Annotated in this window: 25 protein-coding genes; 12 read left to right on the forward strand and 13 right to left on the reverse strand. The window is 59.4% G+C overall.

Annotated features, from left to right (window positions below; genetic code table 11):
- The first annotated feature begins 50 nt into the window (after positions 1 to 50).
- Complete coding sequence (locus VSS37_RS17835) at positions 51 to 1,307, forward strand: NupC/NupG family nucleoside CNT transporter (protein ID WP_324697374.1); 1,257 nt, start codon at positions 51 to 53, stop codon at positions 1,305 to 1,307.
- A gap of 10 nt (positions 1,308 to 1,317) precedes the next feature.
- On the opposite strand, the gene VSS37_RS17840 is transcribed toward VSS37_RS17835, so the two are convergent.
- From VSS37_RS17840 to VSS37_RS17875, 8 genes are all read right to left on the reverse strand, one after another.
- The gene (locus tag VSS37_RS17840) at positions 1,318 to 3,675 is read right to left on the reverse strand and encodes a hypothetical protein (protein WP_324697376.1); all 2,358 of its coding nucleotides are present in this window, start codon (positions 3,673 to 3,675) and stop codon (positions 1,318 to 1,320) included.
- A gap of 145 nt (positions 3,676 to 3,820) precedes the next feature.
- Complete coding sequence (locus tag VSS37_RS17845; protein ID WP_324697378.1) at positions 3,821 to 5,314, reverse strand: hypothetical protein; 1,494 nt, start codon at positions 5,312 to 5,314, stop codon at positions 3,821 to 3,823.
- A 15-nt stretch (positions 5,315 to 5,329) separates the two neighbouring features.
- Complete coding sequence (locus VSS37_RS17850; protein WP_324697379.1) at positions 5,330 to 6,205, reverse strand: hypothetical protein; 876 nt, start codon at positions 6,203 to 6,205, stop codon at positions 5,330 to 5,332.
- 95 nt (positions 6,206 to 6,300) lie between these two features.
- Entirely contained in the window at positions 6,301 to 6,621 is a 321-nt protein-coding gene (locus VSS37_RS17855; RefSeq protein ID WP_324697380.1) for an MGMT family protein, read from the reverse strand.
- A 51-nt stretch (positions 6,622 to 6,672) separates the two neighbouring features.
- Entirely contained in the window at positions 6,673 to 7,248 is a 576-nt protein-coding gene (locus VSS37_RS17860) for a carboxymuconolactone decarboxylase family protein (protein WP_324697381.1), read from the reverse strand.
- Positions 7,249 to 7,401: 153 nt separating this feature from the next.
- On the reverse strand, positions 7,402 to 8,262 hold the full coding sequence (locus VSS37_RS17865) for a toll/interleukin-1 receptor domain-containing protein (protein WP_324697382.1): 861 nt from the start codon (positions 8,260 to 8,262) through the stop codon (positions 7,402 to 7,404).
- 85 nt (positions 8,263 to 8,347) lie between these two features.
- Entirely contained in the window at positions 8,348 to 9,043 is a 696-nt protein-coding gene (locus VSS37_RS17870; RefSeq protein ID WP_324697384.1) for a DUF6988 family protein, read from the reverse strand.
- 108 nt (positions 9,044 to 9,151) lie between these two features.
- A complete protein-coding gene (locus VSS37_RS17875) occupies positions 9,152 to 9,490 on the reverse strand; it encodes a zinc ribbon domain-containing protein YjdM (protein ID WP_324697385.1) in 339 nt (112 codons plus the stop codon).
- Between the two features lie 125 nt (positions 9,491 to 9,615).
- Between VSS37_RS17875 and VSS37_RS17880 the strand changes: the two genes are divergently transcribed.
- The 7 genes from VSS37_RS17880 to tadA all read left to right on the forward strand — a co-directional run bounded on the left by VSS37_RS17880 (position 9,616) and on the right by tadA (position 17,276).
- On the forward strand, positions 9,616 to 10,440 hold the full coding sequence (locus VSS37_RS17880; protein WP_324697387.1) for an RnfABCDGE type electron transport complex subunit D: 825 nt from the start codon (positions 9,616 to 9,618) through the stop codon (positions 10,438 to 10,440).
- A complete protein-coding gene (locus VSS37_RS17885) occupies positions 10,437 to 11,837 on the forward strand; it encodes a DUF2330 domain-containing protein (protein ID WP_324697389.1) in 1,401 nt (466 codons plus the stop codon). Before VSS37_RS17880 ends, VSS37_RS17885 begins: the two co-directional genes overlap by 4 nt.
- 79 nt (positions 11,838 to 11,916) lie before the next feature.
- Positions 11,917 to 13,524 (forward strand): NAD(P)/FAD-dependent oxidoreductase, encoded by a 1,608-nt coding sequence (locus tag VSS37_RS17890; RefSeq protein WP_324697391.1) that lies wholly within the window; start codon positions 11,917 to 11,919, stop codon positions 13,522 to 13,524.
- Positions 13,525 to 13,598: 74 nt separating this feature from the next.
- Positions 13,599 to 14,372 (forward strand): ferredoxin--NADP reductase, encoded by a 774-nt coding sequence (locus VSS37_RS17895; protein ID WP_324697393.1) that lies wholly within the window; start codon positions 13,599 to 13,601, stop codon positions 14,370 to 14,372.
- A gap of 72 nt (positions 14,373 to 14,444) precedes the next feature.
- On the forward strand, positions 14,445 to 15,398 hold the full coding sequence (locus VSS37_RS17900) for an acetyl-CoA carboxylase carboxyltransferase subunit alpha (RefSeq protein WP_324697395.1): 954 nt from the start codon (positions 14,445 to 14,447) through the stop codon (positions 15,396 to 15,398).
- 10 nt (positions 15,399 to 15,408) lie between these two features.
- Positions 15,409 to 16,719 (forward strand): tRNA lysidine(34) synthetase TilS, encoded by a 1,311-nt coding sequence (gene tilS / locus VSS37_RS17905; protein WP_324697396.1) that lies wholly within the window; start codon positions 15,409 to 15,411, stop codon positions 16,717 to 16,719.
- Positions 16,720 to 16,757: 38 nt separating this feature from the next.
- On the forward strand, positions 16,758 to 17,276 hold the full coding sequence (gene tadA, locus VSS37_RS17910; protein WP_324697397.1) for a tRNA adenosine(34) deaminase TadA: 519 nt from the start codon (positions 16,758 to 16,760) through the stop codon (positions 17,274 to 17,276).
- On the opposite strand, the gene VSS37_RS17915 is transcribed toward tadA, so the two are convergent.
- From VSS37_RS17915 to VSS37_RS17935, 5 genes are all read right to left on the reverse strand, one after another.
- The gene (locus tag VSS37_RS17915) at positions 17,214 to 18,971 is read right to left on the reverse strand and encodes a hypothetical protein (RefSeq protein ID WP_324697398.1); all 1,758 of its coding nucleotides are present in this window, start codon (positions 18,969 to 18,971) and stop codon (positions 17,214 to 17,216) included. The two genes, tadA and VSS37_RS17915, sit on opposite strands and share 63 nt — an antisense overlap.
- A gap of 117 nt (positions 18,972 to 19,088) precedes the next feature.
- Positions 19,089 to 19,556 carry an MEKHLA domain-containing protein gene (locus VSS37_RS17920; RefSeq protein ID WP_324697399.1) on the reverse strand — a complete coding sequence of 156 codons (468 nt, stop codon included), beginning with the start codon at positions 19,554 to 19,556 and terminating at the stop codon, positions 19,089 to 19,091.
- On the reverse strand, positions 19,553 to 21,448 hold the full coding sequence (parE, locus tag VSS37_RS17925) for a DNA topoisomerase IV subunit B (protein ID WP_324697401.1): 1,896 nt from the start codon (positions 21,446 to 21,448) through the stop codon (positions 19,553 to 19,555). Before parE ends, VSS37_RS17920 begins: the two co-directional genes overlap by 4 nt.
- Before the next feature lie 91 nt (positions 21,449 to 21,539).
- Complete coding sequence (locus VSS37_RS17930) at positions 21,540 to 21,836, reverse strand: YciI family protein (protein ID WP_324697402.1); 297 nt, start codon at positions 21,834 to 21,836, stop codon at positions 21,540 to 21,542.
- A 32-nt stretch (positions 21,837 to 21,868) separates the two neighbouring features.
- Positions 21,869 to 22,483, reverse strand: a complete 615-nt coding sequence (locus VSS37_RS17935) for a septation protein A (RefSeq protein ID WP_324697404.1) — start codon at positions 22,481 to 22,483, stop codon at positions 21,869 to 21,871.
- A gap of 51 nt (positions 22,484 to 22,534) precedes the next feature.
- Here VSS37_RS17935 and VSS37_RS17940 point away from each other — a divergent pair, with 51 nt between their 5' ends.
- From VSS37_RS17940 to VSS37_RS17955, 4 genes are read left to right on the forward strand one after another with little or no spacing between them, the layout of a single operon-like run.
- The gene (locus VSS37_RS17940; RefSeq protein WP_324697405.1) at positions 22,535 to 23,161 is read left to right on the forward strand and encodes an L-threonylcarbamoyladenylate synthase; all 627 of its coding nucleotides are present in this window, start codon (positions 22,535 to 22,537) and stop codon (positions 23,159 to 23,161) included.
- A 2-nt stretch (positions 23,162 to 23,163) separates the two neighbouring features.
- A complete protein-coding gene (locus VSS37_RS17945) occupies positions 23,164 to 23,820 on the forward strand; it encodes a site-2 protease family protein (RefSeq protein WP_324697406.1) in 657 nt (218 codons plus the stop codon).
- A gap of 39 nt (positions 23,821 to 23,859) precedes the next feature.
- Positions 23,860 to 25,080, forward strand: a complete 1,221-nt coding sequence (locus VSS37_RS17950; RefSeq protein WP_324697408.1) for a tryptophan--tRNA ligase — start codon at positions 23,860 to 23,862, stop codon at positions 25,078 to 25,080.
- Positions 25,081 to 25,884 carry a segregation and condensation protein A gene (locus VSS37_RS17955; RefSeq protein WP_324697409.1) on the forward strand — a complete coding sequence of 268 codons (804 nt, stop codon included), beginning with the start codon at positions 25,081 to 25,083 and terminating at the stop codon, positions 25,882 to 25,884.

The raw sequence follows: 25,884 nt of genomic DNA on the forward strand, positions 1-25,884 counted from the left end.
ATGCTATAACGGCGTCAACCCTCTAACCCCAATAGCGAGATTGGCCTGCCATGTCATTGCTCAACCTGCAAAGCCTGCTTGGATTTTTTGTTTTATTGTTGATCGCGTGGCTGTTCAGCGAAAACCGCCGGGTGGTGGATTGGCGTCTGTTGCTGGCCGGTTCGCTGCTGCAATTTGCGCTGGCGGCGTTGCTGCTGAAGTGGCAGGCGCTGCATCAGGTGTTGTCCGGCCTGAATGGTGCGGTGCTGGCGTTGCAGGCTGCGACGGAACAGGCGACTGCCTTCACGTTCGGATACCTGGGCGGTGCGCCGTTGCCGTTTGAGGAAACCCAGCCGGGGGCGAGTTTTATCCTGGCCTTCCACGCCTTGCCGCTGGTGATTGTGGTCAGCGCCCTGACATCCATCCTGACCTATTGGCGGGTGTTGCCGCGCATTATCCAGGTGTTTTCGCTGCTGTTGGAGCGGTCACTTGGCGTTTCCGGCAGCGTTGGCTTGAGCACGGCGGCCAATATTTTCGTCGGCATGGTGGAAGCGCCGCTGTTTATCCGCCCGTGGCTGGGGCGCTTGAGCCGCAGTGAGTTGTTCATTGTCATGACGGCGGGGATGGCGACCATCGCCGGTACGGTGCTGGTGCTGTACGCCAGCATTCTGGGGCAGGTTTTGCCGGATGCGGTCGGGCATCTGTTGATCGCCTCACTGATCAGCGCGCCCGCTGCGATTGTGGTGGCACGCCTGATGACGCCGGAAACCGGCATGGGCCATACGGTGGACATTGACATTCCCCAGACCGCCAGCAGCACCATGGATGCCTTGACCCAGGGCGCACAGAGCGGCCTGCAATTGTTCCTCAACATTATCGCTATGCTGTTGGTGTTGGTGGCGCTGGTGCATTTGGCCAACGGCATGCTGGGGTTGCTGCCGGAGGTGGGGGGAGCGGCAATTACCCTGGAGCGTTTGTTGGGGTATGTGATGGCTCCGGTGGTTTGGCTGATGGGTGTGCCGTGGTCAGAGGCGCAAGCCGCTGGCGCGCTGATGGGCGTCAAGACTGTGCTCAACGAACTCATCGCCTACCTGCAACTGGCGCAGTTGCCGCCGGATGCGCTCAGTCTGCGTTCGCGTCTGATCATGACTTATGCGCTGTGCGGGTTCGCCAATTTCGGCAGCCTTGGCATCATGATTGCGGGCCTGACCACCATGGCTCCCGAACGCCGGGATGAAGTGCTGGCGTTGGGGGGCAGGAGCATCATCGCCGGTACGCTGGCGACCTGCTGCACCGGTGCCGTGGTCGGGGCGCTTACCAGCGCTTGAAGCGGTGGGTCTAGCGGTTTTGTTTGCCTTTTGTCGAAAGCCCTTCGTCGATCACATCCAACGGCACCTCGATCAGGTTGGGCACGTCCGGTGTAAAGGTGTTGCCATTGCCGCTGGCGTTGGCAGGCACTTCAAAGGTGACGGTTTTCGGGGGCGCGGCGGGTGTGGGCGCAGGCGGGGTGTCGAGCCGTACCGGCGGCAATTCTGTCGTGACCGGCGCGGGGGTCACCCTTGTTCCTGGCGGAATCTCCCGTGCGCTTTGGACGGGGATGTCAGCGGGCACATGAATTTCCACTGGGGCAGCCTGTGCAGCGGCTTCGGCAGCTTCCGGGTTTTCCGTTTCATGCGTTGGCTCCGCCGCTGTTGGGGAACGCCTGATCGTGTTGGTTGCGGGTTCTGCGCTGGTTTCTGCGGGAGCCTGGGGGCGGCTGGTCACGCTATTGGAGGCGGCTCCCGAGGTGGTGGGCGCAGGTTTGCTGGCGGTTGCCGAGGCGGGTGTGCCTGCATCCTCCTCCGGTTCTGAGCCTGGTTTGAAAACGCCCATCGCCAGTGTGTCGCGGAAACGTTTTTCCAGGGCGATCTGTTCTTCCACCAAGCCTTCCAGCTTGTACTTGCTGATGAGGGACTGGCTGTGGTCCAGCCAAGTGCGGGCAGTGTCGGTGTCGCGCTTTTGCAGGGAGGAAACGGCTTTTTCCTGTTGCAGGGTGGCGACTTTCGTCATCAATGAGCGCGCTTCCGGCTGGTTGGGGGATTTGTCCAGCAGGGTGCTGAGGTAAGAGACAGCGCTTTCGCTGCGTTCATCGCTGTCGTTCAGGTTGCCCAGTTCAATGGCGTGCTGGGCGCGCTCCAGGTAGTCCGCGCTGTCTGCATCCACATTGTTTACGCCGGTGGTGGCGTTATCGGTGGCTTGCGCCGCCTCGCGTTGGGTTTGTTCCAGGCTGACTTGCCGTTTCAGGCTGTCGTTAAGGGTAAACTCGGTGATCAGCCGGTCGGTGGCGGCCAGCAATTTGCCCGCTTCTTCAGCTTTGCCAACCGCCAACTGGTTTTCGGCTTCCGTTTGCTGGTCGTTGACCATTTGCGCCAGCAGCTTGCGGGTTTTGATGTTGTCAGGTTCCAGCATCACGGCTTTGCGCAGGAAGTCAATGGCGGCGGGGCTGTTCGGGTCGGTGCTGGCCAGCTTGCCCTTGCGGATAGCGTCCGCTGCTTTTTCCTGTAGGCTGTTGAGGTCGTTGTCGCCATCAAGCGTTTGCCCGGCCACAGCGCTGTCAGCAGCAGGCTTGTCGCCATGCTGGGCGATGCTGGCTTGGTTTTCGGCGGTTCCAACCCCTTGTGTATTGAGTGGGGCAGTGTTTTCCGCGTCAGGGGAATGGCCCGTATTGCTTTCCTGCAACGGCAACGCTTGTTCCTCATGCTTGTTGGAGGGGCCAAGGCTGGATAGCAGGTGGTAGGTGCTGAAGGCGACAGCCCCAGCGGAAACCAGTGCAGCGATTGGCAGCAGCAGTTTGCGCTTTTGCTTGCGTTGCAGGGTGCGCAGCAGTGCCGCAGGATTTTTTTGCCGCGCACTGCGCTTCAGGTTTAGCCCCTGTTGCAGCGTCTGCCAGGCGTCAGGACGCAGTTTGCGGATGCTGACCGGCGAAATGTTGCGCACGGTGGCTTCCAATGTGCTTTGCTTGCCGAATGGTGTTTCGCCTTGTAACAGGTGGTAAGCGATACAGGCGATGGAAAAGGTGTCGTCTTCCGCCACCGGCAGGTCGCCCAGCAGCACTTCCGGGCTGATGTGGCCGGAATGCAGGGTGTGGCGGCTACGGTCAGTCGGGTTGCTGTTGTAAGCGGCCCGCAACGCCGCCACGACCGGGGCGGTCAGCAGGCAGGGGATTTTTCCGCCCAACAGCACGGAGCCTGGCTCCAGATAACCGTAGACGCCTTCCGGGCGCTGGTTGGCGATGGCGCTGGCAAGGCCGTCAAGCAATTCCATGGCGTCCGGCACCGGCATGCCGCGCTCATCCAGTTCGGACAGCCGCTCGGACAGCAGCATGCCGCCAATATTCCGCATCACCATCCAGCGGGAGCCATCAGCAGTTTTGCCATCATCGGTGACCTGCGGCATGGCGGGCATCGGTTTTTGGTAAGTTGGCAAAATGTGGCCGAACACTTGCTCAAACACCGGGTTTTGCGCCAGTGCGGGCAGCAAGATGAAAACCAATACATTGATCTGGTCGCCCTCATGGGCGGGTTTCAGATCCTGCGCCCAGTACAGTTTGCCAAGCGCTGTTTCCGCCATGCAGCGGCGTAGCGCATAGCGTTCCTGCAAGATTGGCAGATCCTGCGCCTTGCTGGTTTCCAAGGTGGGCTGGTTTGAGAATGGCATAATGCAAAAACTCCGCGATTCCGCCGCTGGTCATAAAAATTGGGTGATTATAGAGGATTACGCCGTTTGCGCACACTTTTATGACGCAATGCAGCAAATCCCTTGCCATGGTTTGGGAAGGGTTGTCATCAAAGCTTATACTAGATTATTTTTTATTCAAAACACTTTCATGGAATAGCTGCCCTACGGGTTCCAGCGCAATCAGTTCATCGGCACCACCACGGATGGTGGTGACCATATGGGGTGGGACGAACGCGCCTGCACCTTGCGCTTTCGGTGCCACGATCTGATGGGCGGCCTGTAATTCCGGAGCGATGGCGGCGCGGAACGCATCGTAGGTGGGGTAATTTTTGCGGATTTTTCCCACCAATGTATCAAACAGCATCACCAGTTGGGGGGGCGGCGGGTTGCTGCGGCTGAAACCCATCGAGTGGAAAATTCCCGGCCTCAACCACAGCAGCAGTTCCGCCTGTGCATTGGAGACATCCCAAGTTTCACGCCCTTGGCGCGGGATGGCGGTTTTGACGAAATGGTCGATCATGTCAGCCGTGTCCCATGGGCGGAACACCAACCCCCCGCCGGTCAGCGGCCTGCCCGGCAGGCGTTCCTTGAGCGGTTGCAGCCAATCAGGGGCAGGCTCCATCGCCACCAGCCGGTTCTGTTCGGCATTCTGCATATAGCCGTCAGGGCCGTTGCCGTAATAGTCCAGATGTTTGCCGTTTTTCCAGAAATCGGTGCCTTCGTTGAGCAGCGGTTTGACCTTGGCCCACTTGTCGGCCCCAAACAGCGCGTTGACGCCCGCTTGGTTCAGCGGTGCGTTCAGGCCGAGATTGAGGGAAAGGTGCATGCCTGCTTCGGAGCAATACACTTGTTCGGCTTGGCTGTGCAGCGTCGCCAGCGCATTGCGGTCGCCCAGCACGGCGTTGATGACGTGACCGCCGAATTCGACCACCTTGGCGTAGGTGTTGGTCATCAGATTGTCGTTGCCGTTGTAGTCGGGCGGGAATTTGGTCACTTTTTGCAGCAACATTGCCCAGGTGCGGATATTGTTGATATAGGCGCGCTGTTCGCCCGGCCCGAGGTCGCCGAGGAATTTCACCCGCCACAGCAGGGAAGGGTAATCCTGCGGGTTGACGTGCCCCGCCGAATGCTGGTTGGCGTAGCTGCGTGGGCTGTCGGTGGCAACCATGCCATCGTCCACGCCGATGTAGTTGCGGATGTGGGTGATGCTGAACTTGAGCATCTCCAGCCCTTTTTCCTCGTCCAGAAAAATGGGCTGGGCGATCTGCCGGTTGCCGGGGTTGTGGTGGGAGGAGCCGATATACCATTCGCCCGGCAGGATGAAGCGCAGCAGGTCGCGTTGCCGGGTTTTCCAGTCATTGTTGTAGGCGATCAGGCGCAGGTCGCTGTCGGTATGGATGTGGGTGGGGACTTCCTGCCACTGGCCGCCGACCTCGATCAGTTTGGTCACCAGGCTGCGGTTGGTCTTGAGGCCGCTGTCTTTCCACAGCGCCTGCGCCGCCGCCGGGTTGATGCCGTACAGGGATGGGGCCAGCGGACGGTCGTAACGTTCTTGCGGATGCTGGAGATACCAGTCATTGGCTTGCGCCAGGGTCATGGTGGTAAGTTGCGGGGCCATAGGAATCTCCCGTGTTTACTGTGGTTGCTGGGTGGCGGAATTGATGCGCTGATACTGGTTGACGTTGCCCGTGCCAGTCAGCAGGGACAGCTCCAGGGTTTCGCCGTCGGCGGTCAGGATGGCGTAGCACAGCATGTCTTTGCCCTGGACTTGCAGGCAAGGCGTTTCCTCCATTGTCTTGCCGCAGGCTTCAGGGCAGGAGGCCAGCACTTCATAGGCGCTGGAGTCGAGTTGCTTGCCGTCATAAATGTCGCGGTAACTGTTTTCATCAATGCTCAGATGGGCTTTGGGATCCTGGGTGGACTGCCAGTCGCCGATCAGGTTTTCACCCAGCATGGAAAGGTCGAGGCCATTGTCGCCATCACCGCTGCTGTTGCTTTGTTCGACGATGTCATTGGAGGTCTGTTCGGCGTTGGTGATCGCATCCTTGACATTGGCGCAGTCAGTTTCCTTTAAGACATCGGTAAATTGCAGGCTGGCGGGATCCTTGACCACCATGACGCCATTGTCTTCAACCAGTTCGCCGCTGCCTTGCAGGAGCCTGTCGCTTTCCAGTTTGAAGTAGGTTTCCTCGGTCTGGATGGTGCCTTCGATCATGTAGGTGTGGCTGGCCTTGATCAGGCCATCGCTGATTTCACCGTTGAGCACACCGTGGGAGCCATCTTTTTCAGATGGCTCCCACGCGTAATAGCCGGAAATGGCATTGCCGTCCTGCTGGATCTGGATGGCGGTGAGGTCTTTGCCCTCCAGCATGGAAAAGCAGCGGGTGCGCGCACTGGCTTCCTCCTTGTCCGGTGGCGCGCTGGCGGCAGGCTGTTCCGTCTTGCTGTCATCACAGGCGGCCAACAGGGCGGCTGCCCCCAATAGGATGGCGCGTATGGAATCTGTCATGGGTGTCTTCCTCACAATTTTGTTTGGTGGTTTTCAGCAATGCCAGGGGATCGAAAAGGTATCAGTCGTAATGATTGAGTATAGCGCAGAGTTGTTTATACGGGCCGCCAGCGGAAGCGTTTCAGGTTGATTTTGGCGTTGGCATCAAATTCCACGCCTTCCGCTTCCAGCAGGCGGCGCTGGTGCAGTTCACCACCGGGATAAGCGCGTCCGAGACTGATTGCACCCCGGGCGTTGATGACGCGCTGCCACGGCACATCGGAAAACTCCGTCAGGGCGTGCAGGGCGTAGCCAACCAGGCGGGCGTGGCCGGGCAAGCCCGCAAGGGCGGCCACATCGCCGTAAGTGGCGACATGGCCGGGAGGGATTTGCCGCACAATGGCGTAAATGCGCTGGTGTTTTCCGGGGAGCTCCATGCCTGCAATGTAGCATGAAGCCCTGTCACCAGCCAGTAAGGTGGGTTAGGGTCAGGCGGGCAAAGCTTCGGTTTCGCTTTCTTCCAGTGCATGCACCAGTTGGGGGATTTGGGAAAGGGCTGGCGCGCCATCCATCAACAGGGCGATGGGCATGACCTCGAAAATTTCTTCTGCGGTGGAGCCGAATTCACGCGCCGCCTTGACGTGCATCCTGATCAGATGGGCGTTTTGGTTCACCAGGGCGATGCCAAGGCCAACCAGTTCACGGCAACGGCGGTCGATGCAGCCTTTGCTCAGGGAAAATTCCCGCCAGGAGTCTGACCAAGCTTTCCACAATTCACCGGTATGGTGTTCCGGGCTGGCCTGCAAGTAGAGCGCCACCCGCCGGACTTGGCGCATCTCGGTTTCCGTGGCGCCCAGCTTGACAGCTGCTTCGGTGTGGATGTCAATGCAGCGGTGGCAGTCTTTGGCAAGCGCAATGCCCAAGGTGATCAGTTCTTTCTGTTTACGGTCAAGAACGCCTTTCTTGGTGCTTTCCTGCGAAAGTTCGCCAATAATTTCCAGAAACTCACCCAACCCATAGGTGCGGGCTTGTTTCAAGGAGTGGATAAAATCTGAATCTACCATGAAATTTTCCTTTTTGTTGCAGTGCAGCGAATGTTACCACAGCGTAAGGGCTTTACTGTGATTCCCCGCTGAACGTTATGCCATTAGCAGGCGTGAACATTCACTTTTGTGCGCGGCAAAAAACGTGCCGTATTTCGGAAGGAAGGGATGCGGTTATTGATTTTCCACACATTCGATAAAGCCATCATGCCGCCGTTGGGAAGGGCACCAATCCTGCATGGAGCGGATTTGGGCGTCCGGGCGGAACGTTTTGACGATTTCCAGGTATTTGTCCGCCAGTGTTTGGCTGTCCACAACGGCAATGCCAGCATAATAGCCCTTGCGCAAGTAGAGCCCTGTCGGTGAAATGCCCTTGCCAGCCGCCTGCCTGATGTCATCTTGTGCGGCCGCGATGTTTTTTTCATTGCCGAACAGCACCCCAAAATCACCGGCAGGGCCAGCACCGGAAGGCCGGACATGAACGACCCAATACCCACCCAGCACGATGGCCAAGACAAGCCCCGCCAGCATCAGCGGGAGCAGCAAGGGTTGCGGTTTCGCCCCGATGGATGCGCTGAGGTCGAAAGCATCCGCTGCTGCCATTATCGGTTCGGCAATGGGTTGGTCGGTGGTTGAGACGGAATTGGCGGCGAGTATTTCCCTGACATTGCTGATTAATTGCCCGAAATCCATGGGTTCAGCTGCTGGATTCCAACGGCTTAGATCAACTGCCGGAGTGTCGTGGAAGCCAGCCGGAGGCTCCACCGCATCCAGCAGGACGGGCACCAGGATGCCGCGTTGCTTGCCCTCGTCGGCCTCTTCATGCACCCAAGCTGACAGCGCGGAGCGTTGTGACCATGTCACAATAATGCAGCGCGCATCATTGAGGGCTTTGCCGATGTGGCTGCGCCAAGTTTTTCCGCTGGGAATGTGCTGATCCCAAAATACAGACCACCCTTCCTTTTCGAGGGCGCTGACCAAGGGCTGGATACGTTTTTCATCTTCCCGTGCATAGCTGATGAAAATTTGTGCCATTAACCGTTCTCTGCTGCTGATCGTCCGTTTTATTATAGGAAATGTCTATGAAAGTTTCAGTGGAAGGATTTTTGTCACTGTATCTTCATCCAGTGGAAGGCGGGTTTTCCGGGCTGGTTTTTTGCCGTTTGGCCGCTTTGGCGGTGCGTGATGGCAGGAAGCAGTCCGCATAGTCCCGCTGGATCTGGACGATCAGCTCTTCCAGTTTGTTGTTGCCCAGCAGCCTAACCAGATTCAGGGAAACCATCAGGGAAACGTAATTGGACGCCTTGATGGCCTGATGGATCAGGGCGGTAGGGTAACCCTGGCTGTGCCGGTGCATGACATGGATGCCGCCGTGGACATAGGAGCTGAGGGGTTTCCAGGAATGGTCCTTGAACTTGAGCAACAGGCGCATGTCTTCCGGCGGTGCCTTGCCTTCCAGTTCATTGAGCATTTCGGTCATCATGGGGAGGCGGTCGGCTTTTTTGGCAGTTTCCTGGTTGAACTCGCCCATCAGGCGGGCAGTCACTTTGTCGGGCGCGGCGTGCAGCAGCCACATCGCCCTCACCAGCGCTTCGAACTGCAAACGGAGCAGGCCGGTGGCGGAGGTGAAATTTCCACCTGTGATCAGCATCCTGATGCTTTCGGCGTGTTCGAAGGCGACGCCGCACATAATCCGGCTTGAGGCGGCCCGGTCTGAGCGGATGATGCGGCTTGCCTGCAGAAGCTTGAGCAGGTGCTCCTCCATTTCGACGGAGCGTTCCTGCAATTGTTGGAGTTCAGCGCTGATGGGCGTCATGTGTTTCCTTCCGATGCCTGGATTTGTGTATTTCACTGTTATAGGAAGGGATGGGCATGAACGCCAGCAATACCAGACCAGGCGCAGTCGCCCCGACGGACGCCGGGTTTAGACTTTTTTGACGAACTCCGACTTCAGGCTCATCGCGCCGATGCCGTCGATCTTGCAGTCAATGTCATGGTCGCCGTCAACCAGGCGGATGTTTTTGACCTTAGTCCCGACCTTGACAACCAGGGAGGAGCCTTTGACTTTGAGATCCTTGATCACGGTGATGGTGTCGCCATCCTGCAAGATGTTGCCGTTGGCGTCCTTGATGATGCGCTCATCGCTGTTGGCCGCTGCCGCTGTTTGCGGCCATTCGTGGCCACATTCGGGGCAGACGTACAGGTCACCATCTTCGTAGGTGTATTCGGAAGCGCATTGCGGGCATTTGGGAAGCGTGCTCATAAGCATTCCTGCGGGTGAAAACGGCGGATGTTAGCAGTTTATGCGGGTTTCCGCCTTCCCCTTGAACTTTCCGGGCTTGACGGGCATCAATCCGTTATGATGAAAACAAAATCATTGATGATGAGGTGTGCGCCATTTTCGCCCAATTCTTACGGCTTGCCAAAGGTGTCGACCCGCGTTATTACCAATTGGCGGTGCAATGCAGCCTGCTGTTGGTGGGGACGCTGACCCTGCAATTCACGGTTCCGTGGTGGAACATCGCCGCCGTGCTGGCGACGGCTCTGCTGACCCAATGGGGGTTCCTGCGCTGGTACGGTTTGCCGTTGCAAACCTTGAGCGCGCTCAACACCAGTTTTTCCATCATTATCCTGTTGTATGCCGCGCATTGGGGCTGGCTGGCGCTGGCGGCCGCTATCAGCATCGCCAGCAAGTTCCTGATCCGCATCCAGGGGCGGCATGTGTTCAACCCGTCGAATATCGGCATTGTCGCGGTGTTGCTGGCGACGGATTCCGCTTGGGTGGCGCATGGCAAGTGGGGGCATGCGCTGTGGCTGGGGTTGTTGCTGGCTGGTTTCGGGCTGGTGTGGCTGCTGGGTTGGCGGCAGATGCTGACCAGTCTGGCGTTCCTGGCGGCATACGCCGGTCTGCTGGCTGGCCGCGCGCTATGGCTGGGCGACCCGTGGGCGATTCCGCTGCATCAGTTGCAGAATGGGGCGTTGCTGATTTTCACATTCTTTATGCTGTCAGACCCGATGACCACGCCGCAGTCAACGGCGGGGCGTCTCCTGTTTGGCGTGTGGGTGGCGGTGCTGGGCTGGACGTTGCAGTTCCGGTTGTTCATTCCGAATGCGTTTTTGTACGCGCTGGCGGCGTCATCGCCACTGGTGCTGCTGATCAATGGGCGTTTTGCCGGTGCGCCGTTTCACTGGCCGGTCAGGAGTCAAACATGAAAAAAACAATGCTTGGGTTACTGGGGATGGCGGCGCTGCTGGGGGCGTCTTCCCAGGCCGCCGCCTTTTGCGGTTTTTATGTCGCCAAGGCGGACACCGGCTTGTTCAACGAGTCTTCACAAGTGGTGTATGTGCGTGATGAAAGCCGCAATGTGGTGACAATGGCCAGCGACTTCAAAGGCGACATGAAGGATTTCGCGCTGGTGGTGCCGGTGCCGACCGTGCTCCAGCGTGAGCAGATCAATGTCGCCAACAACGCCACCCTGAAACATCTGGATGATTATTCCGCCCCACGGCTGGTGGAGTATTTCGATGAAGACCCTTGTGCGCCGACGATGGACATGGCAATGCCTGCGCCCGCCATGATGGAAGCCGCGCCCATGCGGGGGCAGCAGCGCGCGACTGAACTGGGCGTCAAGATAGAAGCGCAATACACCGTGGCCGAGTATGACATCCTGCTGTTGTCGGCCAAGGAAAGCGGTGGCCTGATCACCTGGCTGACCGAACAGGGCTACAAACTGCCGCCCGGCGCGGAGCCTGTGGTCGGCAGTTACCTCAAGCAGAACATGAAATTCTTCGTCGCCAAGGTCAATTTGCAGGAATACAGCAAGTCCGGCTTTACCCGGCTGCGCCCGATCCAGATCGCCTACAACAACGACCGTTTCATGCTGCCGATCCGGCTCGGCACGGTCAACGCGCAGGGCAAGCAGGAACTGTTCGTCTACGCGCTGACCCGCAAGGGCCGGGTGGAAACCACCAACTACCGCACCGTCAAATTGCCCAGCGACCTGGACGTGCCCGAATACATCAAGGGCAAGGACGAATTCGCCAGTTTCTACCGCGACATGTTCCGCACCGCCGTCGACAAGGAAAACGGCAAGGCGGTGTTCCTCGAATACGCCTGGGACATGAACTGGTGCGACCCGTGCGCCGCCGACCCGCTGTCCGACAAGGAATTGCGTGAACTGGGCGTGTTCTGGGTGGGCGCTGATGGCGGCGCGCAGCCGCAAACGCGTGGGATCATGCCACCAGGGCAGGGGCGCGATGTGTACGTCACCCGCCTGCATGTGCGTTATGACCGCGCCAATTTCCCGGAAGACCTCATGTTCCAGGCCACGGGTGACCGCGAAAACTTCCAGGGGCGCTATATCATCCGCCATCCGTTCAAGGGCGAGGCGACCTGCGATGCCGGGAAGCAATATTTCCGCGAATTGCCCAAACGCCAAGGCAAGGTGGCGGAAACGCTGGCGCGCCTGACCAACCGCGATGTCAACGGCATCCGCACCAAAATGGGGTTGGGGCAAGGTGGTTCCGCTGGCAACAGCTCCGGTGGCGGCTCCAGCGGCGGCGGTGACGATGACTGGTGGAATTCCATGTGGGGTCAGCCAGTAAAGTGACATGAGGCAACGCAGCTGGGGCGTATGGCATGCGCCCCTGTCTGTGTATAATCCCGCTTTTGCCGCTTGCACACACCCCATGATACGCATCACCGAACTGCGCCTGCCGCTGGAGCAGGCCGCCGAAGCCCTGCCTGCCGCCATCGCGGAACGCTTGGGCATTGCGCCCACTGGACTGCTGGATTTCACCATTTTCAAACGCGGTTATGACGCCCGCAAGCGTGACGCCATTGTGCTGGTCTACACCATCGATGCCACTGTGGCGGATGAGGCTGCAATACTGGCGAAATTCAGCCAGGATCAGCATGTTAACCCCGCGCCGGATACCCGTTACAGGTTCGTTGCCCAGTTGCATGAGCCGCCTGCGGTGCGCCCGGTGGTGGTCGGGTTCGGCCCCTGCGGCATAATGGCCGGGCTGGTGCTGGCGCAAATGGGGTTTTGCCCCATCATCCTGGAGCGTGGCAAAAAAGTGCGCGAACGCACCAAGGACACCTGGGGCTTGTGGCGCAAGCATCAGCTCAACCCGGAATCCAACGTGCAGTTCGGCGAAGGCGGTGCCGGGACTTTCTCAGACGGCAAGCTCTACAGCCAGATCAAAGACCCGAAGCATTACGGGCGCAAGGTGCTGGCCGAATTCGTCAAGGCGGGCGCGCCGGAAGAGATCCTTTACGTCAGCAAGCCGCACATCGGCACGTTCCGGCTGGTCAAAATGGTGGAGAACATCCGCGCTGACATCGAGTCGTTGGGCGGCGAAATCCGTTTCCAGCAGCAGGTGGTGGATGTGTTGGTCGAAAATGGCCAGATGCGCGGCGTGGTGCTGGCGGATGGCGAACAAATCCGCACCGAGCATGTGATCCTGGCGTTGGGGCATAGTGCGCGCGACACTTTCCAGATGCTGTTTGAGCGTGGCGTGTTCATGGAGCCGAAGCCGTTCTCGGTCGGTTTCCGCATTGAACACCCGCAATCCCTGATCGATCAGGCGCGCTTCGGCCAATACGCGGGCAATAAGCTGCTGGGGGCGGCGGACTACAAGCTGGTGCACCATGCGGGCAATGGGCGTTCGGTGTACAGTTTCTGCATGTGCCCCGGCGGGCAGGTGGTGGCGGCGACTTCGGAACCGGGGCGGGTGGTCACCAACGGCATGAGCCAGTATTCACGCGCAGAACGCAACGCCAATGCTGGGATTGTGATCGGCGTCAGCCCACAGGACTACCCCGGCGGGCCGCTGGCGGGGATCGCCTTCCAGCGCCAGTGGGAGTCGCGCGCCTTCGAACTCGGCGGTGAAAACTACAACGCGCCCGCGCAATTGGCAGGGGATTTCATCAAGGGCATCCGCTCCACCCAGTTGGGGACGGTTGAGCCGTCCTACCAGCCGGGGGTGCGCCTGACGGACTTGTCGGCAGCCCTGCCTGCTTATGTGGTTGAAGCCATCCGTGAGGCGTTGCCCGCGTTTGAACGCCAGCTCAAGGGCTTTTCTTTATACGACGCCGTGCTGACCGGGGTGGAGACGCGCACCTCCTCACCCTTGCGCATCACCCGTGGGCAGGATTTGCAAAGCCTGAATGTGCAAGGGTTGTATCCGGCAGGGGAGGGCGCAGGCTACGCTGGCGGTATCCTGTCAGCGGGGGTGGATGGCGTCCGCGCTGCCGAAGCGGTGGCGGCGGCTTATAAACCCCGCATTCCGTAGGCGCACTATCAGCCGGATAGGCGAGCCGCTACACTTATTCCGACTAAATAACTTGGTATTTTGGGAGCGCAGGAATGACAGCCATCGTCCGCAGCAGTTGGGGCAACGCAGAAGTATTGCAGAATGATCAATGGAGCGAGCGCCTGTACAGCCTGCGCCTCAAGGTGGAGCTGATGCCGTTCCAGGCCGGGCAGTTCGTCACCCTGCGGCTGCCGGTGACGCTGGCGAATGGCGAAACCGAACTGGTGGCGAAATCCTATTCCCTGATTAATGCGCCGCATGAGCCGACCCCGGAAATTTTTTACAACATCGTGCCCAACGGCAAGCTCTCCAATGCGCTGGCGCGCCTGCGCCCCGGCGATAATCTGGAGATTTCCCAACCGGCCAAGGGCTTTTTTGTGCTGGATGAAGTGCCGGATGTTCCCAATCTGTGGTTGTTGGCGACCGGCACCGGCTTGGGGCCTTTTTTGTCGATCCTTAAAACGGAGCAGCCCTGGGCGCGTTTCGACAAGATTGTCCTGGCGCATGGCGTGCCGTTGCTGCGGGAGCTGGCTTACACCGACCTGATCCGGTCGTTTGCGGAGCGCTATCCGGCGCAATTCCGCTTCATTTCCTGCGTCACCCGCGAACCGAACCCGCAGGGGTTGGAAGGGCGCATCACCGGCAGTTTTGCGTCCGGCGCGCTGGAGGCGGCGGCGGGGGTGGAGATTGCCCCGGAAAACAGCCATGTCATGCTCTGCGGCAACCACAATATGCTGGATGAAATGAAGGCGTTGCTGGGGGAGCGTGGCATGCGCCGCCATCTGCGCCATAAGCCTGGCCATATCACGACGGAGCAGTATTTTTAAAGTCGTAATCTGGGGTCAAGCTATGTAAAATTAGCCGCTTCACTGGCACAGGGTGACGGATAAACAACAGGCATGAACCCGGATTTTCTTGATTTTGAACAACCTATCGCCGAGCTACAGGCGAAAATTGAAGAACTGCGCTATGTCGGCGACGCCGAAATCAACCTGAGCGAGGAAATCAGCAAGCTGGAGGAAAAGGCCAATTCGCTGACCCGCTCGATCTTTTCCAAGCTGACGCCCAGGCAGATTTCCCAGCTTGCCCGCCACCCCAAACGCCCGTATACGCTGGACTTGGTCAAGTACCTGTTCACCGATTTCCAGGAATTGCATGGCGACCGCGCCTTTGCCGATGACAAGGCCATTGTCGGCGGTTTGGCGCGTTTCCGCAGCCAGTCGGTGGTTGTGATCGGCCACCAGAAAGGCCGCGACACCAACGAAAACATCAAGCGCAATTTCGGCATGCCGCGCCCGGAAGGCTACCGCAAGGCGTTGCGCCTGATGCGGATGGCGGAGAAATTCCACCTGCCGGTCATCACCTTCATCGACACGCCCGGCGCCTACCCCGGCATCGGTGCCGAAGAGCGTGGCCAGAGCGAAGCCATCGCCCGCAACCTGTACGAAATGGCCCGGCTGCGCACCCCCGTCATCTGCACGGTGGTTGGCGAAGGCGGCTCCGGCGGCGCGCTGGCGATTGGCGTTGGCGACCGGGTGATGATGCTGCAATACGCCACCTATTCGGTCATTTCCCCGGAAGGCTGCGCCTCGATCCTGTGGAAAAGCGCCGACAAATCAGCGGACGCCGCCGACGCCATGGGCATCACCGCCGACCGCCTGAAATCCCTCGGCCTGATCGACCAGATCATCCCCGAACCGCTGGGCGGCGCGCACCGCGACATGGAAGCCACCGCCCATAACCTCGGCGTGGCGCTGGAAGCCAACCTGCGTGAACTGAATGCGATGAACATCGACAAGCTGCTGGACAAGCGTTACCAGCGCATCATGGGATTCGGCCAGTTCGAGGAATAAGGGCGGGCGGATGGGACACGCCCTTGCTGACCATCTGTTGACCTTCTTCCGGCACTATCCTGCCCCCGCTTACCTGATCGGCTACAGCGGCGGGATGGATTCCCACGTACTGCTGCACGCCTGTTCGCGGCTGCAACCGCAACTGCCGGACTTGCCATTCCGCGCCCTGCACATTGACCACGGGCTCCAGCCTGCTGCTGCGCAGTGGGCGCAGCATTGCCATGAAGTTTGCCAGCAATTGGGCGTGCCCCTGCTGACCGAGCGCCTGCAACTGGCGGTTCCGGCGGGGGAAAGCGTGGAGGCGGCGGCGCGCGATGCCCGTTACGCCGCCTTCAGCCGACATCTGCAAGCTGGGGAAATCCTGCTGACGGCGCACCACCAGCACGATCAGGCCGAAACTTTGCTGCTGCACCTGCTGCGTGGCAGCGGCGTGGATGGCCTGGCGGCGATGCCGCTGTTCAGGCCGTTGGCGCAGGGCGGTTTGGGGCGTCCGTTGTTGGCGTGCGGGCGGGCGGAGTTGCTGGATTACGCCGAACATCACCGGCTGGATTACATCGACGACCCCAGCAATCTGGATCGGCGTTTCGACCGCAATTTCCTGCGCCATCAGGTCATGCCTGTGTTGCAACAACGCTGGCCGTCGGCGCAGAAAACCCTGGCGCGCGCTGCCCGTTTGCAGGCCGAAAGCCGTGGGCTGCTGTCCGCTTTTCTGCAAGGCAAGCTGGCGGAGATGCGGGGCAGGCGGCCCGGCACCTTGTCAATCAGTCGCTTACTGGGGCAGGAAACCGCCCTGCAAAAGGCGCTGCTGCGCGAATGGTTGGCGGAGCGCGGCTTACGGGCACCGGAGGAACGGAGGCTGTTGCAGGTGTTGCATGACGTGCTGCTGTGCGCCCCTGACGCCATGCCCCGCGTGCAGTGGGAGGGCTGCGAAATCCGCCGCTACCGTGACGACCTGTATGCGCTGACGCCCTTGCCGCCGCACGATCCGGCACAGGTGCTGGCGTGGGATGTGCGTCAGCCGCTGTCCATTCCCTCGCTGCAACGCACCCTGTCGCCGGAACTGCTGGGCAGTTGGCGGGAATATTTACAGGCCAGCCCGGAACCCGTCACGGTGCGTTTCCGCCAAGGCGGGGAAAAAGTCTGGCTACGCCAGCGCGGCGGCCATCACAGCCTGAAAAAACTGTTGCAGGAAGCGGGCGTCGCGCCGTGGGAACGGGAGCGCCTGCCGTTGGTGTACGTGGGGACGCGGCTGGCCATCATTGCTGGCCTTTTGCATCTGGAGCCGGACGAATACATGGAAAAGCAGCATGGACGTGATTAAGGGCGGCTTGTGTGCAAGCCTGTTGACGGAATTATTGTGTGAGTGACGAATACTGGATGCGCCACGCCCTGACCCTGGCGGAAAACGCCTGGAGGCAGGGGGAAGTGCCGGTCGGGGCGGTGGTGGTGCGTGCTGGGCAAATCCTTGGCGAAGGCTGGAACCAGCCGATCACCTTGCACGACCCTTCCGCCCACGCCGAAATGCAGGCGTTGCGGGTGGCGGGAGCCACCACCGACAACTACCGGCTGCCCGGAGCCACCCTCTATGTCACGCTGGAGCCTTGCCTGATGTGCGTTGGCACCATGCTGCATGCACGGGTGGAACGGGTGGTGTTTGGCGCGTATGACCCGAAAACCGGCGCGGCGGGCAGCGCTTTCGACCTGCTGCAAGACCCGCGCCACTACCACAAGGTAGCGGCGGTGCAAGGGGGGGTGTTGCAGGCGGAATGCGCCGCGCTGTTGCAGGCGTTTTTCCGCGAACGGCGCGCCGCTGCTTCAGCCGCCAAACAAGGCGTTCAACAGGCGCCGCCACCAAGGCAGGGAAGCACTGGACGTTGATGCCGTCGTGCTGGGCGTGGTTGAACCAGACGCTGTTGTGCCGCCGGACGGTGCCGCCGTGCTGCCGCCTGTGGTTGAGGGGCTAGGCGTAGGTGTTGGTTGCGGCGTTGGCATTACGGCAGGTTCCGCGACTGGTGGTGGAACCGGGGTGGCAGGCTCGGGCGTCGCTGGGGTGGCTTCGCGCGCGGCGGTGTCCACTGCTGCCGCTGGGAAGGCGGTCTGTGTGCCGTTGGACAATTTGATGAGCTGTTCCACGATAACCGCCAGCGGTGCGCTCTGTTTGCTGGACGCCAGTTTCGCCGCCGCCCGCCAAGCGCTGGGGACTGCACCGCCCTGTGGCCAGGAGCCGGTCGCCTGTGGGTCGTAGGATGTTTTCGCAGTGGAGCCTTTGGCGGGCGTCCACAAGAAATCAGGGTGTTTGTTGTTGTACCACTCGCCGCCGACAATGTTGTTGGAAGCGTCCAGCTCCAGGTCGTAGTAGTAGGTCACCTGCTGGATGGCGTCACGGCTGGGGCTGTCGGTCTCATTCTGGCTGGGGCTGGTTTCCACCACATAGGAAACGTCCATGCGGACGCCCACCACCGACTTCGACTGCGCACCACGGAATGAGCGGAACTTGTCATTGGTGAACGCCGCCATGCTGACGGTCGCCGCCGCCAACGAACTGGCGTAAGTCATGGTCTGCGGGTTGAAGTAGCGGTATTCGTAAGCGTGGGTCGGTTGGTTCCAGACCTCATAGTCGAAGGTGACGTCCATCACCATGCTGCGTTTGGAAACGCCGATCTGGTTGACGATGGCGAGGTGCCAGGTGCCAGGGTTGGTGTCGAAGCACTGGCTGGACTTGACGCGCCCAGTGGTGGGGTCAGTCGCCGGTTCTTTGTCATTGCAGCGGCCACCGATGAAACGGTAGCGGCTGGGCGCTTTCGCCCACAGCAATGACCCCAGCGCCTTGATGTCGGAGGGGTAAAACTTGATGGAAACATTGTCCGGTGTTTTCAGCGTCACGCTTTTGGTCGGGCGCGCCAGCATATAGGCGGCGGGTGACCAGCCGTGGCAGATGCCCATCCAGGTTTCCACCGAGCCGTATTTGTCGTAGTAGCCTTTGCCTTCCTGCCACATGGCCAGGGTCAGGGAAAAGTTGCTGTCGCCGACCAGCGCGTCATATTTTTCTGCGGGCGACAACTGGTTGATCTTGGTGGCGTTGCCGCTGGCCAGGATGGTGGCGGCGAGATGGCTGCGGATGTAATCGGAATTTTCCTTCCAGTCAGGGGAGCTTGGGAAAGAGGGGTCGGCGTAACGCGCGCCCAGGATGCCTTTGTAAATGCCCCAGTAGTCGTCCGACCATGGCGACTCCGCCAACGACGCCTTCATCAGGTTGGCGCTTTCCATCTGGTCTAGCCGGGTGTATTTCAGCGTGTCCACCAAGTCGGCGGGTTTGTCGTTGGAGGCAATCGCCGCCCGGGTGGAGACGCCGCCCGGCTCGCCCTCGCCAGGTTGCAGGATGTGCATACGCTGTTCGTCATGGGCGTCAATAAAGCTTTTGTCGTCAATAGCCTCCTGTGAAAACAGGGTGGCACCCTCGACCGGGTTCCCTTGTGCATCTTTTTTTGGCGGTTGGCGGTCCATGAAGGTCTTCGGGTCAGCGGTGAACGCCGCCAGATCAGCATCTATCTGTTGTTCTATGGTGTTTGACATATAACGTCTCCTTGTTCCCTGGTGGGGTTGCCCTAGATTGATGGATGGATAATTTGATTGGAGGGAAATATTGTTCTTGGGCGGGTCATGACCCGCCCCCGCAGTTTAGGTCAGAAATTACCAGTTGTCGAAAAAGGCCGCCTGCCCACTGTAATTGCCTGCCGCGTCCCTGAGGTTCCAGACAATGGCGTTGCGGATCAGGAAGCGTTCGCCCGCGCTGGAGATGCGCACCCCGGAATAATGGCCGATATAGCCCTGGCGGTTGACGGTTTGCAGCAAATGTTCGCGTTCCTCGCGCGCCAGCGGTTCGGCGGAATAACGTGAAGGCAGGCGGGTCAGGGCGTTCCAGTCGAGGGCGAACAGCGCCAATGCCTGCCGGTTGCCATAGGTAAAGACGGGGTCGGCGGCAGTATTGTGTGACAGTAGGGCGAATGGTGCTTCCCACAGCGCCTGGGCGGTGGCGGTGCCTTCCCATTCCATATCGGCCAGATTGCGCCCGACATAATGGCGGAAGCTGCTGTGCAGCAGGTGCAGATGGTTTTCCAGGAAATGGTTGGCGCTATCAGGTGCAGGCAGCAAATTCATACGCTCGCCAGATTGCCTTTGGTTTCCAGCCAGTGCTTGCGGTCGGCGGCGCGTTTCTTCGCCAGCAGCATGTCCATCACCGCATCGGCGGCGTTGCTGTCGTCGATGCTCAGTTGCACCAGGCGGCGGGTGTCGGGGGAAATGGTGGTTTCGCGCAATTGCAGCGGGTTCATTTCCCCTAGCCCCTTGAAGCGGGTGACAGTCGGCGCGCCGCGTTTCTTTTCGGCGACGATAATGTCAAGGCGCGCCTGTTTTTCCGCTTCGTCCAGCGCGTAATAGACTTCCTTGCCGATGTCGATGCGGTACAGCGGCGGCATGGCGACGAAGACGTGCCCCGCCGCCACCAGTGGGCGGAAATGCTTCACAAACAGGGCGCACAACAAGGTGGCGATGTGCGCGCCGTCCGAATCCGCATCGGCCAGAATGCAGACTTTGCCGTAGCGCAACTGGCTCAAGTCCACATTGCCCGGCTCCACGCCAATGGCGACGGAAATGTCGTGCACTTCCTGCGAGGCCAGCACCTGTTCCGGGTCGACTTCCCAGGTGTTCAGGATTTTGCCGCGCAACGGCATGATGGCTTGGAATTCGCGGTCGCGCGCCTGCTTGGCCGAGCCGCCTGCGGAGTCGCCTTCCACCAGGAACAGTTCGGTGCGGGCGGTGTCCTGTGAGGAACAATCCGCCAGTTTGCCGGGCAGGGCGGGGCCTGCGGTGACTTTCTTGCGCACCACCTTTTTGCTGGCGCGCATGCGGCGGCCTGCGTTGCTGATCGCCATTTGCGCCAATTGTTCGCCGATGGCGGTGTGCTGGTTGAGGTAGAGGCTGAAGGCGTCCTTGATGGAGCCGCTGACGAAGCTGGCGGCTTCGCGTGAGGACAAACGTTCCTTGGTCTGCCCGGCGAACTGCGGCTCCTGCATCTTGAAGGAAAGCACGAAGGCGATGTTTTCCCACACGTCATCCGGCGTCAGCTTGAGGCCACGCGGCAGCAGGTTACGGAATTCACAGTATTCGCGTAATGCATCGGTCACGCCGGTGCGCAGGCCGTTGACATGCGTGCCGCCTTGCACGGTGGGGATCAGGTTGACGTAGCTTTCCTGCACTGTTTCGCCGCCTTCCGGCAGCCATGCCAACGCCCAGTCGAGGGCTTCACGCGGGCCTTTGAGCGCGCCGGTGAAGGGTTCTTCCGGCAGGGTGATGTATTCGTTGATGGCGTCGCGCAGATAGTCGCGCAGGCCGTTTTCGTAATACCACTCGGTAATGTCCGCTTCTGCCGCCGAAGCGTCGGCAAAGCGGATGCGCAAGCCAGGGCACAGCACGGCTTTGGCGCGCAACGTGTGCTTGAGGCGGTTGACGGCGAATTTCACCGTGTCGAAGTATTTGGCATCCGGCCAGAAATGCACGGTGGTGCCGGTGTCGCGTTTGCTGGTTTTGCCGCTGGCCACCAATTCACTGGCCTTGTCGCCGCCCGCGAACGCCATGTTGTAAACTTGGCCGTCGCGCTTGATGCTGACTTCCAGCCTGCGCGACAGGGCATTGACGACGGAGACGCCGACGCCATGCAAGCCGCCGGAGAACTGGTAGTTCTGGTCGGAAAACTTGCCGCCTGCGTGCAGGGTGCACAGGATCACTTCCACGCCCGGCTTGCCTTGCTGGGGGTGGATGTCAACCGGCATGCCGCGCCCGTTGTCCGCCACCGACAGTGAGCCATCTGCATACAAGGTGACATCGATCTGGTTGGCGTGCCCGGCGAGCGCTTCGTCCACACTGTTGTCGATCACTTCCTGCGCCAGATGATTGGGACGGGTGGTGTCGGTGTACATGCCGGGACGTTTGCGCACCGGGTCGAGGCCGGTGAGGACTTCAATGGCGGAGGCGTCGTAGGTGTTGTTGCTCATTGTCTCTTCTGTGTTGCTGGCTGCGCTATTGGTGCCGTTGCGGTTCATGCAAGCCCAATTGCGGGAACGCTTCGGCTATGCCTGCCCGCAATCACCACACCTTCTTGTAGGGTTTGACCGTGACCTGCCGGTATACACCCGCCGCCCGGTAAGGGTCGGCGTCGGCCCAGGTTTGCGCCGTTTCCAGCGAATCGAATTCGGCAATGATAATGCTGCCGCTAAAACCGGCTTCCCCTGGGTCGGCCGCATCAATGGCAGGGTTGGGGCCTGCTGTAAACAGGCGGCCTGCGTCACGCAGCGCCTGTAGGCGCTCCAGGTGTGCAGGGCGGGCGGCAAGCCGTTGCTCCAGGCTGTTTTCAACATCTTCGCCGATAATGACATACAACATGGCAATAGTGTCCTTAATGTTTTGTAACGGTTTCAGGTGGTTTCAATGGCGTGTTTTTGCAGGTAAACCACTTGGGCAATGATGAAGGCAAACGTCAGCCCCAATACCCCGAACAGTTTGAAGTCAACCCATATTTCCTCACTGAAGGAATAGGCCACGATCAGGTTGATGATGCCGATGGATGCAAAAAACACCGCCCACATCGTGTTGGTCTGCCGCCAGATATTGGCCGGAACCTGAATGGCGCTGGACATCATGCGTTCCGTCAGGGTTTTGCGTGAACCTACGTACTGGCTGATCAGGAAGGCGAGGGCAAAGCCCCAGTTGATGATGCTGACTTTCCACTTGATGAAAATTGGGTCTTTCATGAACAGCGTCAAGGTGCCGAACACCAGTAAGATAGCCAGCGTGATCAGGTGCATGCGCTCAAAACGCCGATGCATGAGGAAATATAATGCATTCTGGACAAGGGTCGCCAAGATGATCACCAACGTCGCCAGCAGGATGGCGTCCCGGGGTTCGCTTTGGTTCAGCGCCATCAGGGGAAGCTGGTTGGCGGCGTCGATCCAGCTTGCGGGTAGGTCACCGAAAAATTTGTAGACCAGGAAGAACAGCAAGACCGGGAAAAAATCAAACAGGAACTTCATACGTATTGGTATAATCCGCTAAAGTTAAACATTCTAAACGATAATTGAACAATGAGTCAGTATTTTCAAATTCACCCTGAAAACCCTCAAGTACGTTTAATCCGCCAGGCCGTCACCATCATCCGTGATGGCGGGGTCGTGGTGTTTCCAACGGATTCCAGCTACGCCATTGGTTGCCACCTGGGGGATAAATCGGCAATGGAACGTATCCAGCGCATCCGCCGGGTCGACAACAAACATAACTTCACCTTGGTTTGCCGTGATTTGTCAGAAATATCATTGTATGCGCAAGTGGACAACATCAATTACCGCCTGCTCAAGTCGCTGACGCCAGGGCCGTATACGTTTATCTTCCCTGCAACACGGGAAGTGCCGCGCCGTTTGCAAAACCCCAAGCGCAAGACCATTGGAATCCGGCTCCCTGACCATATTGTCACCCAGGCGCTTTTGCAAGAACTGAACGAGCCGTTAATGTCGAGCACCTTGATCCTGCCGGGCGAAGACCTACCGATGATTGACCCTTACCAAATACGTTTGTCGCTGGAGCACCAGGTGGATTTGATTATCGACGGCGGTTTTTGTGGACATGAACCCACCACTGTGGTGGATTTGATGGAAGAGCGGCCTGTTATCTTGCGCCAGGGCAAGGGCAGCATTGATTGGCTGGTGGAGCACTAAGCATGAGTTTTGACATCGACACATTTATGTACGGTTTGGCTACCTGGGCAATTCCGGTTCTGTTCGCCATCACTTTGCATGAAGTTGCGCATGGTTGGGTCGCCAATAAATTGGGCGACAGCACGGCCAAGATGCTCGGACGCTTGTCGCTGAACCCGATCAGGCATGTCGACCCGATTGGGACTGTCGCTGTGCCGGCCCTGTTGCTGCTGATAGGCTCCCCATACCTGTTTGGATGGGCGAAACCGGTGCCAGTTAATTTCCGCAACCTGAAACGTTACCGGCGCGACATGATTTTGGTGGCCGCCGCCGGGCCTGGTGCCAACCTGGTGATGGCGGTGATCTGGATCATGCTGCTGGTGATGTTCGCCAACCTCATTCCCGATGGCAATGTGGCGCGCGGTTTTATGACGATGAGCCAGCATGGCGTTGAAATCAACTTGGTGCTGTTGGTGTTCAATCTGTTGCCGATACCGCCGCTGGATGGCGGCAGAGTGTTGTCCGGGCTGTTGCCGCTGTCATTGTCACGTTATTTTGACCAGATTGAGCCGTATGGCCTGTTTATTGTGCTGGGTTTGCTATATTTTGGGGTGTTGAATCAGATCGTCATGCCCCTGGTAAGTATGCTGGCTCAAATACTGGGGCATATTTTCCTGTAGAATCCAACTCGAACCAACACATAACTCAAGGTATCCCGCGTGAGTACTTCGCCTTCGCAAAATCAGCGCGTTGTTTCTGGAATGCGCCCGACAGGATTGTTGCATCTGGGACATTATCACGGTGTCCTGAAAAACTGGGTGGAAATGCAGCTCAATTATGAGTGCTTCTTTTTTGTGGCCGATTGGCACGCCCTCACCACGCATTATGAAACGCCGGGTGGCATCGCCCAGTATGTGGAGGACATGGCCATCGATTGGCTGGCGGCGGGCATCAGCCCCAGTTCCGCCACGATTTTCACCCAGTCGCATGTGCCGGAGCACGCCGAGTTGCATCTGCTGCTGTCCATGATCACGCCGCTGGGTTGGCTGGAGCGCGTGCCAACTTACAAGGACCAGCAGGAAAAGCTGAAGGAACGTGACCTGTCAACCTACGGTTTTCTGGGTTACCCGCTATTGCAGTCGGCTGACATCCTGATCTACAAGGCTGACCGGGTGCCAGTGGGTGAAGATCAGGTGGCGCATATTGAGCTGACCCGCGAAGTGGCGCGCCGTTTCAACCACATCTATGGGCGTGAGCCGGATTTCGAGCAAAAAGCGGAACAGGCCGCCAATAAAATGGGCAAGAAACAGGCCAAGCTGTACCGCGAACTGCGCCGCAAGTATCAGGAGCAGGGCGACGGGGAAGCACTGGCGATAGGCCGCGCCTTGCTGGAGTCCCAGCAGAACCTTTCCCTCGGCGACCGTGAGCGCTTGTTTGGCTACCTGGAGGGTTCCGGCAAGATCATCCTGCCAGAGCCGCAGGCCGCATTGACCAAAGACTCCAAAATGCCGGGGCTAGATGGGCAAAAGATGTCCAAATCCTACCACAACACCATTTCCCTGCGCGAAAAGCCGGAAGATGTGGAAAAGAAAATCCGCACCATGCCGACCGACACCAACCGTGTGCGCCGCACTGACCCCGGCGATCCGGGGCGTTGCCCGGTCTGGCAGTTCCATGAAATCTATTCCAGCGACGCCACCCGGCAGTGGGTGCAGGAAGGTTGCCGCAGCGCGGGCATCGGTTGTCTCGAATGCAAGCAGCCGGTGATTGACGCCGTGCAGGCGGAACTGGCTCCGATCCAGCGCCGTGCCGCCGAGTTTGAGGACAATCGGGGGCGGGTGCGTGAAATCCTGCGGGAAGGCGCCGAAGCTGCCCGTCAGGTGGCGCGCGAAACGCTGGATGATGTCATGGAAGCGATGCGCTTTACGCATCACCTCTAAATGACCGCCATCCAGAAGGAAATCCCGCTGGCGATTGTGCGGGGCGAGAAATTCGTCGCCATGCCGGAGGATTTGTATATCCCGCCGGATGCCCTGGAAGTTTTTCTGGAAGCGTTTGAAGGGCCGCTGGATTTGCTGCTGTACCTGATCCGGCGGCAGAATTTCGACATCTGCGACATCCCGATTGCGCACATCACGGAGCAATACGTGGCCTATGTCGAACTGATGAAGGACTTCAAACTGGATTTGGCGGCGGAATACCTGCTGATGGCGGCGATGCTGGCGGAGATCAAATCACGCCTGTTGTTGCCGCGCCATGTGGCGGCGGAAGAGGAAGAAGACCCGCGCGCCCGGCTAATGCGCCAGTTGCAGGAATATGAGCAGTGCAAACAGGCTGCTGCTGACCTTGATGAGCTGCCGCGCCTGGGGCGTGAGCATCAGGTGGTGCAAACTGCCGCCGATTTTCCCAGCCCGCCGCGCCCACAGCCGCAAGTTTCCCTGCCGGAATTGTTGCTGGCATTCCAGAATGTGCTGAAACGCGCCGAGATGTTCAGCCATCACGAAATTCAGCGTGAACAGTTGTCCATCCGTGAACGCATGACGCAAGTGCTGGCGGTGTTGCAGACTTGCCGGTTTGCGCCGTTTGAAAACCTGTTCCGGCGGGAGGAAGGGCGGCGCGGCGCGGTGGTCACGCTGATGGCGGTGCTGGAGCTGCTGAAGGCGCATCTGGTGGATGTGACGCAAGGGGATGCGCCCTATACGCCTTTGTACATTCATCTGGCGGGCGGAATGGCGGAGGCGTGA

Origin of the sequence: Candidatus Thiothrix phosphatis (genome assembly GCF_035668035.1) — a bacterium.
Lineage (GTDB): Bacteria > Pseudomonadota > Gammaproteobacteria > Thiotrichales > Thiotrichaceae > Thiothrix > Thiothrix phosphatis.

Excerpts from the sequence above, each read along its gene's own strand:
- VSS37_RS17835 (WP_324697374.1), top strand. The coding sequence starts at position 51 with ATGTCATTGCTCAACCTGCAAAGCCTGCTTGGATTTTTTGTTTTATTG.
- VSS37_RS17840 (WP_324697376.1), bottom strand. The coding sequence starts at position 3,675 with ATGCCATTCTCAAACCAGCCCACCTTGGAAACCAGCAAGGCGCAGGAT.
- VSS37_RS17845 (WP_324697378.1), bottom strand. The coding sequence starts at position 5,314 with ATGGCCCCGCAACTTACCACCATGACCCTGGCGCAAGCCAATGACTGG.
- VSS37_RS17850 (WP_324697379.1), bottom strand. The coding sequence starts at position 6,205 with ATGACAGATTCCATACGCGCCATCCTATTGGGGGCAGCCGCCCTGTTG.
- VSS37_RS17855 (WP_324697380.1), bottom strand. The coding sequence starts at position 6,621 with ATGGAGCTCCCCGGAAAACACCAGCGCATTTACGCCATTGTGCGGCAA.
- VSS37_RS17860 (WP_324697381.1), bottom strand. The coding sequence starts at position 7,248 with ATGGTAGATTCAGATTTTATCCACTCCTTGAAACAAGCCCGCACCTAT.
- VSS37_RS17865 (WP_324697382.1), bottom strand. The coding sequence starts at position 8,262 with ATGGCACAAATTTTCATCAGCTATGCACGGGAAGATGAAAAACGTATC.
- VSS37_RS17870 (WP_324697384.1), bottom strand. The coding sequence starts at position 9,043 with ATGACGCCCATCAGCGCTGAACTCCAACAATTGCAGGAACGCTCCGTC.
- VSS37_RS17875 (WP_324697385.1), bottom strand. The coding sequence starts at position 9,490 with ATGAGCACGCTTCCCAAATGCCCGCAATGCGCTTCCGAATACACCTAC.
- VSS37_RS17885 (WP_324697389.1), top strand. The coding sequence starts at position 10,437 with ATGAAAAAAACAATGCTTGGGTTACTGGGGATGGCGGCGCTGCTGGGG.
- VSS37_RS17890 (WP_324697391.1), top strand. The coding sequence starts at position 11,917 with ATGATACGCATCACCGAACTGCGCCTGCCGCTGGAGCAGGCCGCCGAA.
- VSS37_RS17895 (WP_324697393.1), top strand. The coding sequence starts at position 13,599 with ATGACAGCCATCGTCCGCAGCAGTTGGGGCAACGCAGAAGTATTGCAG.
- VSS37_RS17900 (WP_324697395.1), top strand. The coding sequence starts at position 14,445 with ATGAACCCGGATTTTCTTGATTTTGAACAACCTATCGCCGAGCTACAG.
- tilS (WP_324697396.1), top strand. The coding sequence starts at position 15,409 with ATGGGACACGCCCTTGCTGACCATCTGTTGACCTTCTTCCGGCACTAT.
- VSS37_RS17915 (WP_324697398.1), bottom strand. The coding sequence starts at position 18,971 with ATGTCAAACACCATAGAACAACAGATAGATGCTGATCTGGCGGCGTTC.
- VSS37_RS17920 (WP_324697399.1), bottom strand. The coding sequence starts at position 19,556 with ATGAATTTGCTGCCTGCACCTGATAGCGCCAACCATTTCCTGGAAAAC.
- parE (WP_324697401.1), bottom strand. The coding sequence starts at position 21,448 with ATGAGCAACAACACCTACGACGCCTCCGCCATTGAAGTCCTCACCGGC.
- VSS37_RS17930 (WP_324697402.1), bottom strand. The coding sequence starts at position 21,836 with ATGTTGTATGTCATTATCGGCGAAGATGTTGAAAACAGCCTGGAGCAA.
- VSS37_RS17935 (WP_324697404.1), bottom strand. The coding sequence starts at position 22,483 with ATGAAGTTCCTGTTTGATTTTTTCCCGGTCTTGCTGTTCTTCCTGGTC.
- VSS37_RS17940 (WP_324697405.1), top strand. The coding sequence starts at position 22,535 with ATGAGTCAGTATTTTCAAATTCACCCTGAAAACCCTCAAGTACGTTTA.
- VSS37_RS17945 (WP_324697406.1), top strand. The coding sequence starts at position 23,164 with ATGAGTTTTGACATCGACACATTTATGTACGGTTTGGCTACCTGGGCA.
- VSS37_RS17955 (WP_324697409.1), top strand. The coding sequence starts at position 25,081 with ATGACCGCCATCCAGAAGGAAATCCCGCTGGCGATTGTGCGGGGCGAG.